At 66.0% G+C, this 13,666-nt stretch carries 11 protein-coding genes and 3 rRNA genes; 7 read left to right on the top strand and 7 right to left on the bottom strand.

The features are described from left to right. Nucleotides 1-28 precede the first annotated feature (28 nt). The 6 genes from rpsD to rrf all read left to right on the top strand — a co-directional run bounded on the left by rpsD (nt 29) and on the right by rrf (nt 7,854). Nucleotides 29-637: a 30S ribosomal protein S4 gene (gene rpsD, locus OHA72_RS03465; protein ID WP_327006405.1), complete on the top strand. Its 609-nt coding sequence runs from the start codon at nt 29-31 to the stop codon at nt 635-637. 18 nt (nt 638-655) lie between these two features. Further along, nucleotides 656-1,804, top strand: coding sequence for an N-methyl-L-tryptophan oxidase (solA, locus tag OHA72_RS03460; RefSeq protein WP_327006404.1), 1,149 nt, complete (start codon nt 656-658; stop codon nt 1,802-1,804). Continuing rightward, the gene (locus tag OHA72_RS03455) at nt 1,791-2,225 is read left to right on the top strand and encodes a hypothetical protein (protein ID WP_327006403.1); all 435 of its coding nucleotides are present in this window, start codon (nt 1,791-1,793) and stop codon (nt 2,223-2,225) included. The genes solA and OHA72_RS03455 overlap by 14 nt, the downstream gene beginning before the upstream one ends. Nucleotides 2,226-2,624: 399 nt before the next feature. After that, nucleotides 2,625-4,140 (top strand): 16S ribosomal RNA (locus OHA72_RS03450). 357 nt (nt 4,141-4,497) lie between these two features. Next, nucleotides 4,498-7,619: ribosomal RNA gene (locus tag OHA72_RS03445) — 23S ribosomal RNA — on the top strand. A 118-nt stretch (nt 7,620-7,737) separates the two neighbouring features. Further along, nucleotides 7,738-7,854: ribosomal RNA gene (rrf, locus tag OHA72_RS03440) — 5S ribosomal RNA — on the top strand. Together the 16S, 23S and 5S rRNA genes form the textbook arrangement of a ribosomal RNA operon. Nucleotides 7,855-8,002: 148 nt before the next feature. Here the strand turns inward: rrf and OHA72_RS03435 are convergent. The 6 genes from OHA72_RS03435 to OHA72_RS03410 form a co-directional block, all read right to left on the bottom strand. Further along, on the bottom strand, nt 8,003-8,425 hold the full coding sequence (locus OHA72_RS03435; protein WP_327006402.1) for a hypothetical protein: 423 nt from the start codon (nt 8,423-8,425) through the stop codon (nt 8,003-8,005). A 104-nt stretch (nt 8,426-8,529) separates the two neighbouring features. Next, nucleotides 8,530-9,147 (bottom strand): signal peptidase I, encoded by a 618-nt coding sequence (gene lepB, locus OHA72_RS03430; RefSeq protein WP_327006401.1) that lies wholly within the window; start codon nt 9,145-9,147, stop codon nt 8,530-8,532. Next, nucleotides 9,144-9,479: a PadR family transcriptional regulator gene (locus tag OHA72_RS03425; protein ID WP_327006400.1), complete on the bottom strand. Its 336-nt coding sequence runs from the start codon at nt 9,477-9,479 to the stop codon at nt 9,144-9,146. Before OHA72_RS03425 ends, lepB begins: the two co-directional genes overlap by 4 nt. A 245-nt stretch (nt 9,480-9,724) precedes the next feature. Continuing rightward, the gene (locus OHA72_RS03420) at nt 9,725-10,255 is read right to left on the bottom strand and encodes an endonuclease V (RefSeq protein WP_327006399.1); all 531 of its coding nucleotides are present in this window, start codon (nt 10,253-10,255) and stop codon (nt 9,725-9,727) included. Continuing rightward, nucleotides 10,252-10,770: a carboxymuconolactone decarboxylase family protein gene (locus OHA72_RS03415; RefSeq protein ID WP_327006398.1), complete on the bottom strand. Its 519-nt coding sequence runs from the start codon at nt 10,768-10,770 to the stop codon at nt 10,252-10,254. Before OHA72_RS03415 ends, OHA72_RS03420 begins: the two co-directional genes overlap by 4 nt. 19 nt (nt 10,771-10,789) lie before the next feature. Continuing rightward, on the bottom strand, nt 10,790-11,050 hold the full coding sequence (locus tag OHA72_RS03410) for a helix-turn-helix domain-containing protein (RefSeq protein WP_327006397.1): 261 nt from the start codon (nt 11,048-11,050) through the stop codon (nt 10,790-10,792). Nucleotides 11,051-11,085: 35 nt separating this feature from the next. On the opposite strand from OHA72_RS03410, the gene map reads away from it, so the two are divergent. Further along, nucleotides 11,086-11,853 carry a type I methionyl aminopeptidase gene (map, locus tag OHA72_RS03405; RefSeq protein ID WP_327006396.1) on the top strand — a complete coding sequence of 256 codons (768 nt, stop codon included), beginning with the start codon at nt 11,086-11,088 and terminating at the stop codon, nt 11,851-11,853. On the opposite strand, the gene OHA72_RS03400 is transcribed toward map, so the two are convergent. Further along, the gene (locus OHA72_RS03400; protein WP_327006395.1) at nt 11,854-13,644 is read right to left on the bottom strand and encodes a glycoside hydrolase family 15 protein; all 1,791 of its coding nucleotides are present in this window, start codon (nt 13,642-13,644) and stop codon (nt 11,854-11,856) included. Nucleotides 13,645-13,666: the final 22 nt, after the last annotated feature.

The following is a 13,666-nucleotide window of genomic DNA, read 5'->3' as shown; positions in this document are numbered from 1 at the left end:
TAGGCTTACCTTAGTAGAGAGGTGACGAATGAACCAGTCTCGACCGAAGGTCCGGCTGTCCAGGGCGCTCGGCATGCCGCTGACCCCCAAGTGCGTCAAGTACTTCGAGCGGCGGCCCTTCCCGCCCGGCCAGCACGGCCGCGCCCGCCCGAAGCACAGCGACTACAAGGTGCGGCTGCTGGAGAAGCAGCGGCTGAAGGCGCAGTACAACCTGCGGGAGAGCCAGCTGCGGCACGCCTTCGACCGGGCGGCGAGCCGTCCGGGCAAGACCGGCGAGGAGCTGATCGTCGACCTGGAGACCCGGCTCGACGCCCTGGTCCTGCGCGCCGGCTTCGCCCGGACGATCTACCAGGCGCGGCAGATCGTCACCCACCAGCACCTGACGGTCAACGGGCGCCGGGTCGACCGGCCGTCGGCGCGGCTGCGCCCCGGTGACGTGATCGAGGTCGCGGAGCGCAGCCGGCAGAAGACGCCGTTCGTCGTCGCCGCGGCGGGCGCGCACGTGGGGGAGCGGACCGCGCCGTACCTCAGCGTCGACGTGTCCGGACTGACCGCCCGGCTGCTCCGCCTGCCCCTGCGCCGCGAGGTGCCGGTGATCTGCGACGAGCAGCTCATCGTGGAGTTCTACAGCCGATAGCCCCTACAGTTGCCAGCAGTGGAAACCTATGACGTGATCGTGGTCGGGCTCGGCGGGATGGGCAGCTCTGCCGCTCACCATCTCGCCGCCCGCGGCAGCCGGGTGCTCGGCCTCGACCGCCACACCCCCGCCCACGACCAGGGCGCCAGCCACGGCGGATCGCGCATCACCCGCCAGTCCTACTTCGAGGACCCGGCCTACGTGCCGCTGCTGCTGCGGGCGTATGAGCTGTGGGAGGCCCTGGAGCGCGACTCCGGGCGGGACCTGATGAACCTGTGCGGCGGTCTGATGCTCGGCGCGCCCGACAGCCTCACCGTCGCGGGCAGCCGCCGCAGCTCGGAGCAGTGGGGTCTGCCGCACGAGATGCTCGACGCCGCCTCGATCCGCCGGCGGTTCCCGAACCTCCGTCCGGCGCCGCACGAGGTCGGCCTGTACGAGCGCAAGGCCGGGTTCGTCCGCCCGGAGGAGACGGTCCGCGCCAACCTCGACCGGGCGCACTTCCACGGCGCCGAGCTGCGGTTCGAGGAGCCCGTTCTCTCGTGGACCTCCGATTCCGGCGGCGTGTCGGTCCGGACCGCACAGGGCTCGTACAGCGCCGGTGCGCTGGTGATCTGCCCCGGACCGTGGGCGCCGTCGCTGCTCGCCGACCTGGGCGTCGCCTTCTCCGTCGAGCGGCAGGCGCAGTTTTTCTTCCAGCCCGTCGGCGGGGTCGACGCGTACCTGCCGGACCGCCAGCCGATCTTCATCTGGGAAGGTCCTCCGGGGACGCAGGTCTACGGGTTCCCCGCGCTGGACGGCCCCTCCGGCGGGGTCAAGGTCGCCTTCTTCCGCGGTGGTGAGGTGACCACGCCGTCCACGATCGACCGCTCGATCCGCTCCGAGGAGATCGCGGCCGTCACGGCGCACCTCGCCGACCGGGTGCCGGGCGTGACCGGCCGCTTCCTGCACGGCAAGACCTGCATGTACACCAACACCGCCGACACCCACTTCGTCATCGGCCGGCATCCCGGGCACGAGCGGGTCACCGTCGCGTGCGGCTTCTCCGGTCACGGCTTCAAGTTCGTGCCCGTGGTCGGGGAGATCCTCGCCGACCTGGCGCTGACCGGGTCGACGGCGCACCCGATCGGGCTGTTCGACCCGCTGCGGTCTCTCGATGCTGTCCCCTGAGGAACTCCTCGATGAGACGTGCGTCGCATGTCCGGGGCAGCGCCTGCCGCTCGGGGCGTTCGACGTGGCCCCGCGGCCGTCGCCGGCGATCCCGTTCTCGCCCGTTCTCGGATACCGGGTGGCCGCGGACACCGGGGTGCCGACGTGCGTGCACGCCTTCCGGGTGAGGGTGCCACCGGGCTTGTACGCCTCAGGGGGTGTGCCCCTGCCCACATCCGCGGTCCCGCCGGCTCCGTCTCCGGCGGATCTGGAGCTGCCGTCGGACGGGACACTGCTGGAGGCGTGGCTGCTCGCCCTCGTCCGGTCCACGCCCGCCGCGCAGCTTCAGGTCACCCTCGCGCGGGCCGAGAAGCTCGCGTTGGAGCGCTTCCCACCTGCGGAAATCCTCGCGGCGATGCGTCGGGTGCTCGGCGGTGGTTGACACCGGAGGCGGGGGCGAGTAAGTTTGCACAGCCAGCACGAGCCGGGCGGATGGATTGCTTAGCGACCATCGGCCGGTGTGCGAGGCCAGCCGCAACTTCAATCACCTAATGGTGTGCGTCAGCGCGGCTGTGTTCGGGCGATGCAAGCGAATCTCTTGAGAATCGCGATTTTGCGAAATCGGCCGGATGGTTCTACAGTATTGAAGGCCCCAAGAGAGCGCCTCAACAAAGAGGCGGTTTCGCGGTGTGTGTTGGTTGTTTGAGAACTCAACAGGGTGCTTGTTAAGCCAGTGCCAATTGATATGACCCCGTGACACGGGCCAGTGATGGTTTTCGTGTCCGAGGATTCCTTTGGTGACAAACGATTGTTTGTTGCCAGGACAGGTTTTCCACAAGTTTTGTTGGAGAGTTTGATCCTGGCTCAGGACGAACGCTGGCGGCGTGCTTAACACATGCAAGTCGAGCGGAAAGGCCCTTCGGGGTACTCGAGCGGCGAACGGGTGAGTAACACGTGAGTAACCTGCCCTAGGCTTTGGGATAACCCTCGGAAACGGGGGCTAATACCGGATATTCATTCTTCACGGCATCGTGGGGTGTGGAAAGTTTTTCGGCCTGGGATGGGCTCGCGGCCTATCAGCTTGTTGGTGGGGTGATGGCCTACCAAGGCGACGACGGGTAGCCGGCCTGAGAGGGCGACCGGCCACACTGGGACTGAGACACGGCCCAGACTCCTACGGGAGGCAGCAGTGGGGAATATTGCACAATGGGCGGAAGCCTGATGCAGCGACGCCGCGTGAGGGATGAAGGCCTTCGGGTTGTAAACCTCTTTCGACAGGGACGAAGCGCAAGTGACGGTACCTGGAGAAGAAGCGCCGGCCAACTACGTGCCAGCAGCCGCGGTAAGACGTAGGGCGCGAGCGTTGTCCGGATTTATTGGGCGTAAAGAGCTCGTAGGCGGCTTGTTGCGTCAGCTGTGAAAACCCGCAGCTCAACTGTGGGCTTGCAGCTGATACGGGCAGGCTTGAGTTCGGTAGGGGAGACTGGAATTCCTGGTGTAGCGGTGAAATGCGCAGATATCAGGAGGAACACCGGTGGCGAAGGCGGGTCTCTGGGCCGATACTGACGCTGAGGAGCGAAAGCGTGGGGAGCGAACAGGATTAGATACCCTGGTAGTCCACGCTGTAAACGTTGGGCGCTAGGTGTGGGGGGCCTCTCCGGTTCTCTGTGCCGCAGCTAACGCATTAAGCGCCCCGCCTGGGGAGTACGGCCGCAAGGCTAAAACTCAAAGGAATTGACGGGGGCCCGCACAAGCGGCGGAGCATGCGGATTAATTCGATGCAACGCGAAGAACCTTACCTGGGTTTGACATGGGCGCTAAAACCGCAGAGATGTGGTGTCCTTCGGGGGCGTTCACAGGTGGTGCATGGCTGTCGTCAGCTCGTGTCGTGAGATGTTGGGTTAAGTCCCGCAACGAGCGCAACCCTTGTTCGATGTTGCCAGCGGGTTATGCCGGGGACTCATCGAAGACTGCCGGGGTCAACTCGGAGGAAGGTGGGGATGACGTCAAGTCATCATGCCCCTTATGTCCAGGGCTTCACGCATGCTACAATGGCCGGTACAAAGGGCTGCGATACCGTGAGGTGGAGCGAATCCCAAAAAGCCGGTCTCAGTTCGGATCGGGGTCTGCAACTCGACCCCGTGAAGTCGGAGTCGCTAGTAATCGCAGATCAGCAACGCTGCGGTGAATACGTTCCCGGGCCTTGTACACACCGCCCGTCACGTCACGAAAGTCGGTAACACCCGAAGCCGGTGGCCCAACCCTTGTGGAGGGAGCCGTCGAAGGTGGGACTGGCGATTGGGACGAAGTCGTAACAAGGTAGCCGTACCGGAAGGTGCGGCTGGATCACCTCCTTTCTAAGGAGCAACCTCGCTCGAAAGAGCGCAGGAGCCCACTTTCGACCGAATGCGTCGGATGGGTGCTCATATGGCGGAGACACTGGCGAGTTCACATGGACAACGGTTCTCAATGATCTAGTACAGCCACGCAAGTGGAGTGGAACGGTCCGAGGATGCGGTTCGTGAGGCACACAGGCACCCTGTTGGGTCCTGAAACAACCAAAGCGCGCGAGCGTTGGGGTTGGTTCAGACGAGATCCACGTTCGCTTCCATAACCGTGCCGGCTTCGGTGCAGGATGGGGCTGATAAAAGAGCGTGGGTTTGGTGTTGGTTGAGAATTGCACAGTGGATGCGAGCATCTTTAAAGCTTTTTGTGGTCAAGTTTTTAAGGGCGTACGGTGGATGCCTTGGCATCAGGAGCCGATGAAGGACGTGGGAGGCCGCGATAGGCCTGGGGGAGCTGTCAACCGAGCTGTGATCCCAGGGTGTCCGAATGGGGGAACCTGGCACCAGTCATGTGGTGTCACTCCTGCCTGAACACATAGGGCAGGTAGAGGGAACGCGGGGAAGTGAAACATCTCAGTACCCGCAGGAAGAGAAAACAATAGTGATTCCGTGAGTAGTGGCGAGCGAAAGCGGAAGAGGCTAAACCGTGTACGTGTGATACCTGGCAGGGGTTGCGTGCGCGGGGTTGTGGGGCATGTCTTGATCGGGCTGCTGACCGGTCGCACAGTCAGAAAATTCTGGGTTAGTCGAAGTTCGCTGGAAAGCGGCACCGTAGACGGTGAGAGTCCGGTAGGCGAAAATCCTGGGTCTGTGTTGGTGTGTTCCCGAGTAGCGGCGGACTCCTGTAATCTGCCGTGAATCTGCCAGGACCACCTGGTAAGCCTAAATACTCCCTGATGACCGATAGCGGACGAGTACCGTGAGGGAAAGGTGAAAAGTACCCCGGGAGGGGAGTGAAATAGTACCTGAAACCGTGCGCCTACAATCCGTCGGAGCGTCCTGGCCTTTTGGGGTCGGGGGTGACGGCGTGCCTTTTGAAGAATGAGCCTGCGAGTTAGTGATACGTGGCGAGGTTAACCCGTGTGGGGGAGCCGTAGCGAAAGCGAGTCTGAATAGGGCGTTCAGTCGCGTGTCCTAGACCCGAAGCGGAGTGATCTAGCCATGGGCAGGCTGAAGCGCGGGTAAGACCGCGTGGAGGGCCGAACCCACCAACGTTGAAAAGTTGGGGGATGACCTGTGGTTAGGGGTGAAAGGCCAATCAAACTCCGTGATAGCTGGTTCTCCCCGAAATGCATTTAGGTGCAGCGTCACGTGTTTCTTGCCGGAGGTAGAGCACTGGATGGCCTAGGGGGCCTACAAGCTTACTGAAGTCAACTAAACTCCGAATGCCGGTAAGTGAGAGCGTGGCAGTGAGACTGCGGGGGATAAGCTTCGTAGTCGAGAGGGAAACAGCCCAGATCACCAGCTAAGGCCCCTAAGCGTGTGCTAAGTGGTAAAGGATGTGGGGTCGCATAGACAACCAGGAGGTTGGCTTAGAAGCAGCCACCCTTGAAAGAGTGCGTAATAGCTCACTGGTCAAGTGGTTCCGCGCCGACAATGTAGCGGGGCTCAAGCACACCGCCGAAGCTGTGGCATTCACATGATAACCCGGCTGATCCTTTCGGGGTGAGGTCCAGGTGTGTGGATGGGTAGGGGAGCGTCGTGTCACCGGTGAAGCGGCGGAGTGATCCAGCCGTGGAGGTGACGCGAGTGAGAATGCAGGCATGAGTAGCGAAAGCAGGGTGAGAAACCCTGCCGCCGGATGACCAAGGGTTCCAGGGCCAGGCTAATCCGCCCTGGGTGAGTCGGGGCCTAAGGCGAGGCCGAGAGGCGTAGTCGATGGATAACGGGTTGATATTCCCGTACCCGCGTAGAAGCGTCCATGCCGGACCCGCTTGTACTAACCTCCGGATGCTCTGAGACCTTCGGGTTGATGGGTTGATGTTGGGAACTTGGGTGGTAGTAGGCAAGCGATGGGGTGACGCAGGAGGGTAGCTGGACCCGGCCGGTGGTTGTGCCGGGGCAAGCGTGTAGCCCGCAGTATAGGCAAATCCGTACTGCTTGAGGGTGAGACGTGAAGCGGAGCCGTTTCAGGCGAAGTCAGTGATCCCATGCTGCCGAGAAAAGCCTCTAGCGAGTTTCGAGCGGCCCGTACCCCAAACCGACACAGGTGGTCAGGTAGAGAATACCGAGGCGATCGGGCGAACTGTGGTTAAGGAACTCGGCAAATTGCCCCCGTAACTTCGGGAGAAGGGGGGCCACCGATGGTGAGACCACATGCTGGTGGAGCGGTTGGTGGCCGCAGAGACCAGGGGGAAGCGACTGTTTACTAAAAACACAGGTCCATGCGAAGTCGTAAGACGATGTATATGGACTGACGCCTGCCCGGTGCTGGAACGTTAAGGGGACCTGTTAGTCCGTGAGGGCGAAGCGGAGAACTTAAGCGCCAGTAAACGGCGGTGGTAACTATAACCATCCTAAGGTAGCGAAATTCCTTGTCGGGTAAGTTCCGACCTGCACGAATGGCGTAACGACTTCCCCACTGTCTCAACCACAGGCCCGGCGAAATTGCACTACGAGTAAAGATGCTCGTTACGCGCGGCAGGACGGAAAGACCCCGGGACCTTCACTATAGCTTGACATTGGTACTCGAATTCGATTGTGTAGGATAGGTGGGAGCCTGTGAAGCGGCCACGCCAGTGGTTGTGGAGGCAAGCTTGAAATACCACTCTGTTGGATTTGGGTATCTAACTTCGGACCGTGATCCGGTTCAGGGACAGTGTCTGGTGGGTAGTTTAACTGGGGCGGTTGCCTCCTAAAATGTAACGGAGGCGCCCAAAGGTTCCCTCAGCCTGGTTGGCAATCAGGTGTTGAGTGCAAGTGCACAAGGGGGCTTGACTGTGAGACTGACAGGTCGAGCAGGGACGAAAGTCGGGACTAGTGATCCGGCACTGGCAGGTGGAAGCGGTGTCGCTCAACGGATAAAAGGTACCCCGGGGATAACAGGCTGATCTTCCCCAAGAGTCCATATCGACGGGATGGTTTGGCACCTCGATGTCGGCTCGTCGCATCCTGGGGCTGGAGTAGGTCCCAAGGGTTGGGCTGTTCGCCCATTAAAGCGGTACGCGAGCTGGGTTTAGAACGTCGTGAGACAGTTCGGTCCCTATCCGCCGCGCGCGTAGGATACTTGAGAAGGGCTGTCCCTAGTACGAGAGGACCGGGACGGACGAACCTCTGGTGTGCCAGTTGTTCTGCCAAGAGCACGGCTGGTTGGCTACGTTCGGAAGGGATAACCGCTGAAAGCATCTAAGCGGGAAGCTCGCTTCGAGATGAGGTATCCCACCCCTTGAGGGTTAAGGCCCCCAGTTAGACCACTGGGTTGATAGGCCGGAAGTGGAAGCCTGGTAACAGGTTTGAGCTGACCGGTACTAATAGGCCGAGGACTTGACCTCATACACAAAGCTTTATGAGACAACGCATCCACTGTGTGATTCTGAACCAACACCAGAACGCACCCCTGCAGCCGGCGACGGCGGGCAGGGTGTGCGGTGGTTGACAGGTTCATAGTGTTACGGCGGCCATAGCGGAGGGGAAACGCCCGGTCCCATTCCGAACCCGGAAGCTAAGCCCTCCAGCGCCGATGGTACTGCACCCGAGAGAGTGTGGGAGAGTAGGACGCCGCCGGACAAATTTTCGCAGTAGCCCCAGCCTCACGGCTGGGGCTACTGTCGTTTCCCCACAGAACGCGAGCGCCATCGCCGGTGAAACGGGCGATGGCCGGCACCCCCGCCAGGGTGCCGGCCATCTGATGCTCCGAGGAGCGGTGATAGGACGCTTAGTTCGAGGCTACACCCAGGGCGGCGCTGCCACCGTCGGTGTGCAGTTCGGTGCCCGAGGCGAACGCGCTGTCGAAGCGGGCCTGCAGGGCGTCGAGCTGGTCGTACTCCGACGCGTGCGACGACTCCGAGCCCTCCGCGGCGAACACGTGGTCGGTCTCGGCCTCGTTGTGGTCGTACGAGGTGAAGTCCGACTCCTCGTAGTGCTCACCCGACGGGTTCGAGTACTCCACGTGGTGGCCCTGGTCGAACGACGTCGACTCCGCCGACGCGTGGTCCTGCTCGTACACGCCGAAGTTCGAGTCGTAGTCGTTCTCCGCCGCGTGGACCTGGTGCAGCTGGTCCAGCGACTCGTGCTCCTGGCCGGCCTCAACGTGGCCGTAGTCGACGCCGCCGTTGTCGCCGCTGTCCCACTCGCTCATTGTTTACTCCCAGGTATCCGGTGTGGCTTCGTTGTCGCTGTTGAAGCCAACGTTAGACAACGCCGCGGGCCGTCGAATCCCCGAAACGTGCCACCGGCGCCGGCTCACAGGAGGACGCGGCCGCCGACGTTCGAGGCGGGCTGCGGGCCGTAGTGGCGGGAGTCGCGGGCGACCTCGCGGTTGTCGCCCATGACGTAGAGCATCCCGTCGGGCACCGTGACCGGCGCGCAGTCCGTGGCCGCCCCGTGCGTGTAGGGCTCGTCCAGCGGCAGGCCGTTGCGGCGGACCGTGCCGCCGTCGCAGTCGATGCTGTCGCCGGCGACGCCGATGACCCGGTCGACGGTGGTGAACCAGCCGCCGTCACCGGTGGGCACCCGCAGCACGACCACGTCGCCGCGGTCGATGCCCGTCACCCGGAACGTGAGCCGGTCGACGAGCGTGTGGTCGCCGATGCCCAGGGTCGGCGCCATGGCACCGGACGGGATCGGGCGGACCGTGAACGCCGACAACGCGGCGGCGGCGACCAGGGCGGCGGCGACGGTGAGGCGGGCGCCGCGCCGCTCCCGCCACGCGACCCGCAGGCCGCCGGCCGTCCAGCGCAGCACCGCCCAGGTGCCGGTGACGTGGTCGAGCTCGGCGACGACGGCGGCGCCCCAAGGGCTGCGGGTGCGGAACAACGCCACGGCCAGGACCCGGCGTGCCAGCCGGTGCGCGGCGGTCATGACGCGGCCCGCGGGTGCAGCCGGACCACCGGCGCCGGGGCCGCTGCCGCAGCGGCGGCCGCGCGGCGCTCCAGCCGCGAACGGGCGAGAGCGGCGCCGTCCGGGGTCAGCCGGTACAGGTGGCGCGGTGGACGGCCGGGCTGCTCCGCCGGCTCCCACCTGGTCTCCAGCAGCGACCCCTCCGCGAGCCGCATCAGGATCGGATACAGCGACCCGGACGCCAGGCCGGTCTCCCGGCTCAGGTCATACCCGTACCGCCAGGCCTCAGGCGCGGCGAGCAGGGCCTCGAAGACATGCAACGTCTGCGGCGACGTGTGCGGCAACCTCGGCATGCCTGAAACTCTACATATGAAGACTATCGATCGGAAGCCCTGGCGGTTGTAGCCGCGGTACGCCGTGTTCGTGACCCCGCCCGCGGCCAGCCGCGCCAGCTCGTCACGCGGATCGTCCGACGGCAGCACATTGACCACGAACCGCTGCGTGACCTGCCCGTCCAGCCACACGCTGATCCGGCTCTGCGCCGCGTCCTCCACGGCCGTGGACCGGTCGCGGACCCCGCGGGCAATCGGCCGGGTGATCAGGCCGCCGGCGTGGCCGACGGGGTGGCGCGGGCGCGGGCCAGGGCGTCGACGCGGCGCAGGGCGTCGGGCAGGCGGAACTGGCCGGCCATCGCGGCGACGAGGGCCGCGGCGTCGGGGAGGGGTACACCGGTGGCGGTGACGAACAAGGGGCGCTCAGCGCCGCCACGGCGGACGGGGATCGCGTGCGTGGCGCTGTGGAAGGCGGTCTTCGCCACCCCGATGACGGGGATGCGCAGCTCGTCGTGGACGTGGGCGCCGAGACCGGGACGGCCGTCGGGGTCGAGGTCGACGTAGCCGTCGACGATGAGCAGGTCGAGCGGGGGCAGCGGGTCCAGCAGCGCGTGCACCGCCGGGAGCTCGCGTTTGTAGAAGGCGCCCGGCTCATACGGGGCGACGTCGTCGAGCCAGGTGACGCGCTCGTCGAGGAGGGTGCCGAACGTCGGCTCGCCGGCGAGCACCAGGGCGCCACGGGCGCCGCCGGTGTCGGGATAGTCGACGTCGATCGCCCCGTAGCGCCTCGGATTCACGCGAGCAAGTGTCCCAGCTCCGGGGTGAGCGCGTCGAACAGGTTCTGGTCCGGCTCGGCGCCGGTGGCCTGCAGGACGCCGCCGAAGAAGCGGCGGATGGACACGGCGAGGATCACGTGGAAGATGTCCTGTTCGGACAGGCCGTGGGCGCGCAGCGGGTCCGCGTCGGCGGCGGTGACCTTGCCGGGGTCGGTGGCGACGAGGTCGGCGAAGTCCATGACGGCGACGTCGACCGGTTCGAGGCCGGCGTCGTGCCAGTCGGTGGTGATCGCCTGCAGGGTCGCGTCGTCGTAGAAGCGGTCGCGCAGGACGCCGGCGTGGGCGAGGCTGCAGTACGAGGCGCCGATGCGCAGCGCCGCGACCAGGGTGACCAGCTCGTAGCGGCGCAGGTCCATGCCGGCCTTCACCGACTGCGACAGCGCGCCCCAGTGCTGGTAGACCTCCGGGGCGAGGGAGAAGACCCGCTCGTAGTTGGTGGCGGCGGGGTCGCCGCCCGGGATTCGCAGATACGTCATGCAACGCAGACTAAGGGGCTCAGGCCACGAGGTCGTCGGCGGAGACGAGGGTCTCGGCCAGCTCCGACAGGTCCAGCCCGAGCGCCTTGGCCAGGGCCGCGACGGTGAAGAACGCCGGTGTCGCGATGGCGCCGCGCTCGATCTTGCGCAGCGTGTCGAGGGAGATGCCGGCCTCGTAGGCGACCGCCGCCGCGCTGCGGGTGCCCCGCGCCTGCTGGAGGAGTCTGCCCAGGACGAGGCCCCGGTGGCGTTCGTCTGCGGTCAACGGGTTCCGCACCATGCGACGATGATAATCCTGGTATTAGAATCTTGGCCATGGTGGTACTGAAGAGCGCCGCGGAGCTCGAGACGATGCGTGAGGCCGGCCGGATCGTGGCACTGACGCTGCGCGCCGTGAGCGGGCAGGCGAAGGCCGGGGTGTCCCTGCTGGAGCTGGACGACCTGGCCCGAGCGATGCTCGCCGAGCACGGGGCGAAGTCCTCGTTCCTGGACTACCTGCCGTCCTTCGCGCCGATCCCGTATCCGGGCGTGCTCTGCCTGTCGGTCAACGACCAGATCGTGCACGGCATCCCCGACCGGCGCCGGCTCGCCGACGGTGACCTGCTCTCCATCGACTTCGGTGCGCACATCGACGGCTATCACGGCGACTCCGCGGTGACCGTGGGCATCGGGGAGATCGACGAGGCCGCGCAGCGCCTGGCCGGCACGTGCGCCGAGGCCCTCGCCGCCGGGATCGCCGCCGCCCGGCCGGGCGCCCGCCTCGGTGACATCTCCTTCGCCGTGGAGCAGGTCTGCCGCGGTGCGGGCTACGGCATGCCCGCGGGCTACGGCGGCCACGGCATCGGCACCGCCATGCACGAGGACCCCCACGTGCCCAACACCGGGCGCGCCGGGCGTGGCCTCACCCTGCGCCCCGGCCTGGTCCTCGCGATCGAGCCGATGGTGATCGAGAGCGGCTCCAACCGCAGCCGCGTGCTCGCCGACGGCTGGACCGTGTCCACGGTGGACGGATCCCGCGCCGCGCACACCGAGCACTCGGTCGCGATCACCGAGGACGGCCCGGTCATCCTGACGACCACGTAGTCACGCCAGCGCCTCGTCGAGCCGGATCGCGGCGTTGATGAGCGCGAGGTGGGAGAACGCCTGCGGGAAGTTGCCAAGCTGCTCGCCGGTCGGGCCGATCTCCTCGGAGTACAGGCCGACGTGGTTGCTGTAGGTCAGCATCTTCTCGAACGTGAGCCGGGCCTCGTCGAGGCGGCCGGAGCGGGCCAGGGCGTCGACGTACCAGAAGGTGCACATCGAGAACGTGCCCTCCGCGCCGTCGAGGCCGTCGGGGGATTTCTGCGGGTCGTACCGGTAGACGAGGCTGTCGGAGACGAGGTGCTCGTCGATGGCGCGCAGCGTCGACTGCCATCGCGGGTCGCGCGGGGAGACGAAGCCGACGAGGGGCATGTAGAGCAGCGCCGCGTCGACGACGGAGGTGTCGTAGTGCTGGGTGAAGGTCTGCCCGGCCGGGTCCCAGCCGCACTCCATCACCTGGCGGTAGACGGCGTCGCGCTGGGCCGTCCAGCGCGGCACGTTGCCGGGCAGGCCGAGCTCCTGCGACAGACGGATCGCGCGGTCGAAGGCGACCCAGCTCATCACCCGGCCGTAGGTGTGGTCCTTGCGGCCGGCGCGTGACTCCCAGATGCCGTCGTCGGGCTCGTCCCAGTGCTCGCACAGCCAGTCGACCTGCTCCGTGAGGCCCGCCCAGCCCTCGTAGGCGGGCCGCAGGCCGCTCTGGTGGGCGCGGTACACCGCGTCCAGGGCCTCGCCGAAGATGTCGAGCTGCAACTGCCCGTTGGCGTCGTTGCCGGCCCGCACCGGGCGGGAGCCGCGGTAGCCGTCGAGGTGATCGAGGGTGAACTCGGGCAGGTCGACGCTGCCGTCGACGCGATACATGATCCTCTCGTGGCCGGCGAGGAGACGGTCACGAATCCAGCGCATGAACGCCTCGGCCTCGTCGTGGTAGCCGAGGCCCACGAGGGCGTGGACCGAGAACGACGCGTCACGGACCCAGGTGTAGCGGTAGTCCCAGTTGCGCGCCCCGCCGACCAGCTCCGGCAGGCCCGCGGTCGGGGCGGCGACGGGCGCGCCGGTCGGGGCGTAGGTCATCAGCTTCAGTGTGATCGCGGAGCGTTCGACGGTCTCCCGCCAGCGGCCGCGGTACGTGGAGCGCCCCACCCAGGACCGCCAGAAGTCGCGGGTCTCGTCGTACAGGCGCCAGATCTCCTCCAGGCCGACCTTGGTCGCGGTGTGCGCCGGCCCGGCGGACAGGATCATGCCGCCGCTGTCGCCGGCGCCCGCCTCCACGACGACCCGGACCCCGCGGTCGCTGTGCTCGATGCGGTCCATCAGGTCGGTGCGGGCAGGGTTGAGCGTGAGCGAGTCGCCGTCGCTGGTGAAGGTGACGCCGTGCGGGGTGACCGACGTGTCGTGCGGTGCGCGCGCGTAGTCGAAGGCGGGCTCGCACTCGAAGACGAACCGGCCGTGGCCGCGCACCATCCGCATGATCCGCACGATGCTGTGCCGGTCGGCGGCGACCTCGCCGGTGACGGGCATGAAGTCCAGCAGCTCGCCGACGCCCTCCGGGCTCATGAACCGGGTGATGAGGATGGCCGTGCCCGGCAGGTACAGCTGCCGCGTCACGAAGTCGTCCCGTTCGGGACGCAGCCGGCAGAAGCCGCCGCGGGAGGCGTCCAGCAGTGATCCGAAGAGGCTGGGCGAGTCGAAGCGGGGTGCGCAGAACCAGTCGATGGTGCCGTCCTGGGCGACCAGCGCGGAGGTCTGCAGGTCACCGATGAGGCCGTGGCCCTCGATGGGTGGGTAAGCCATGCCTTAGACGGTCGCCTGCCGC

Origin of the sequence: Dactylosporangium sp. NBC_01737 (assembly GCF_035963215.1) — a bacterium.
Lineage (GTDB): Bacteria > Actinomycetota > Actinomycetes > Mycobacteriales > Micromonosporaceae > Dactylosporangium.
Note: the sequence above shows the minus strand (reverse complement) of the source record. Positions and strands in the feature narration are given on the sequence as shown.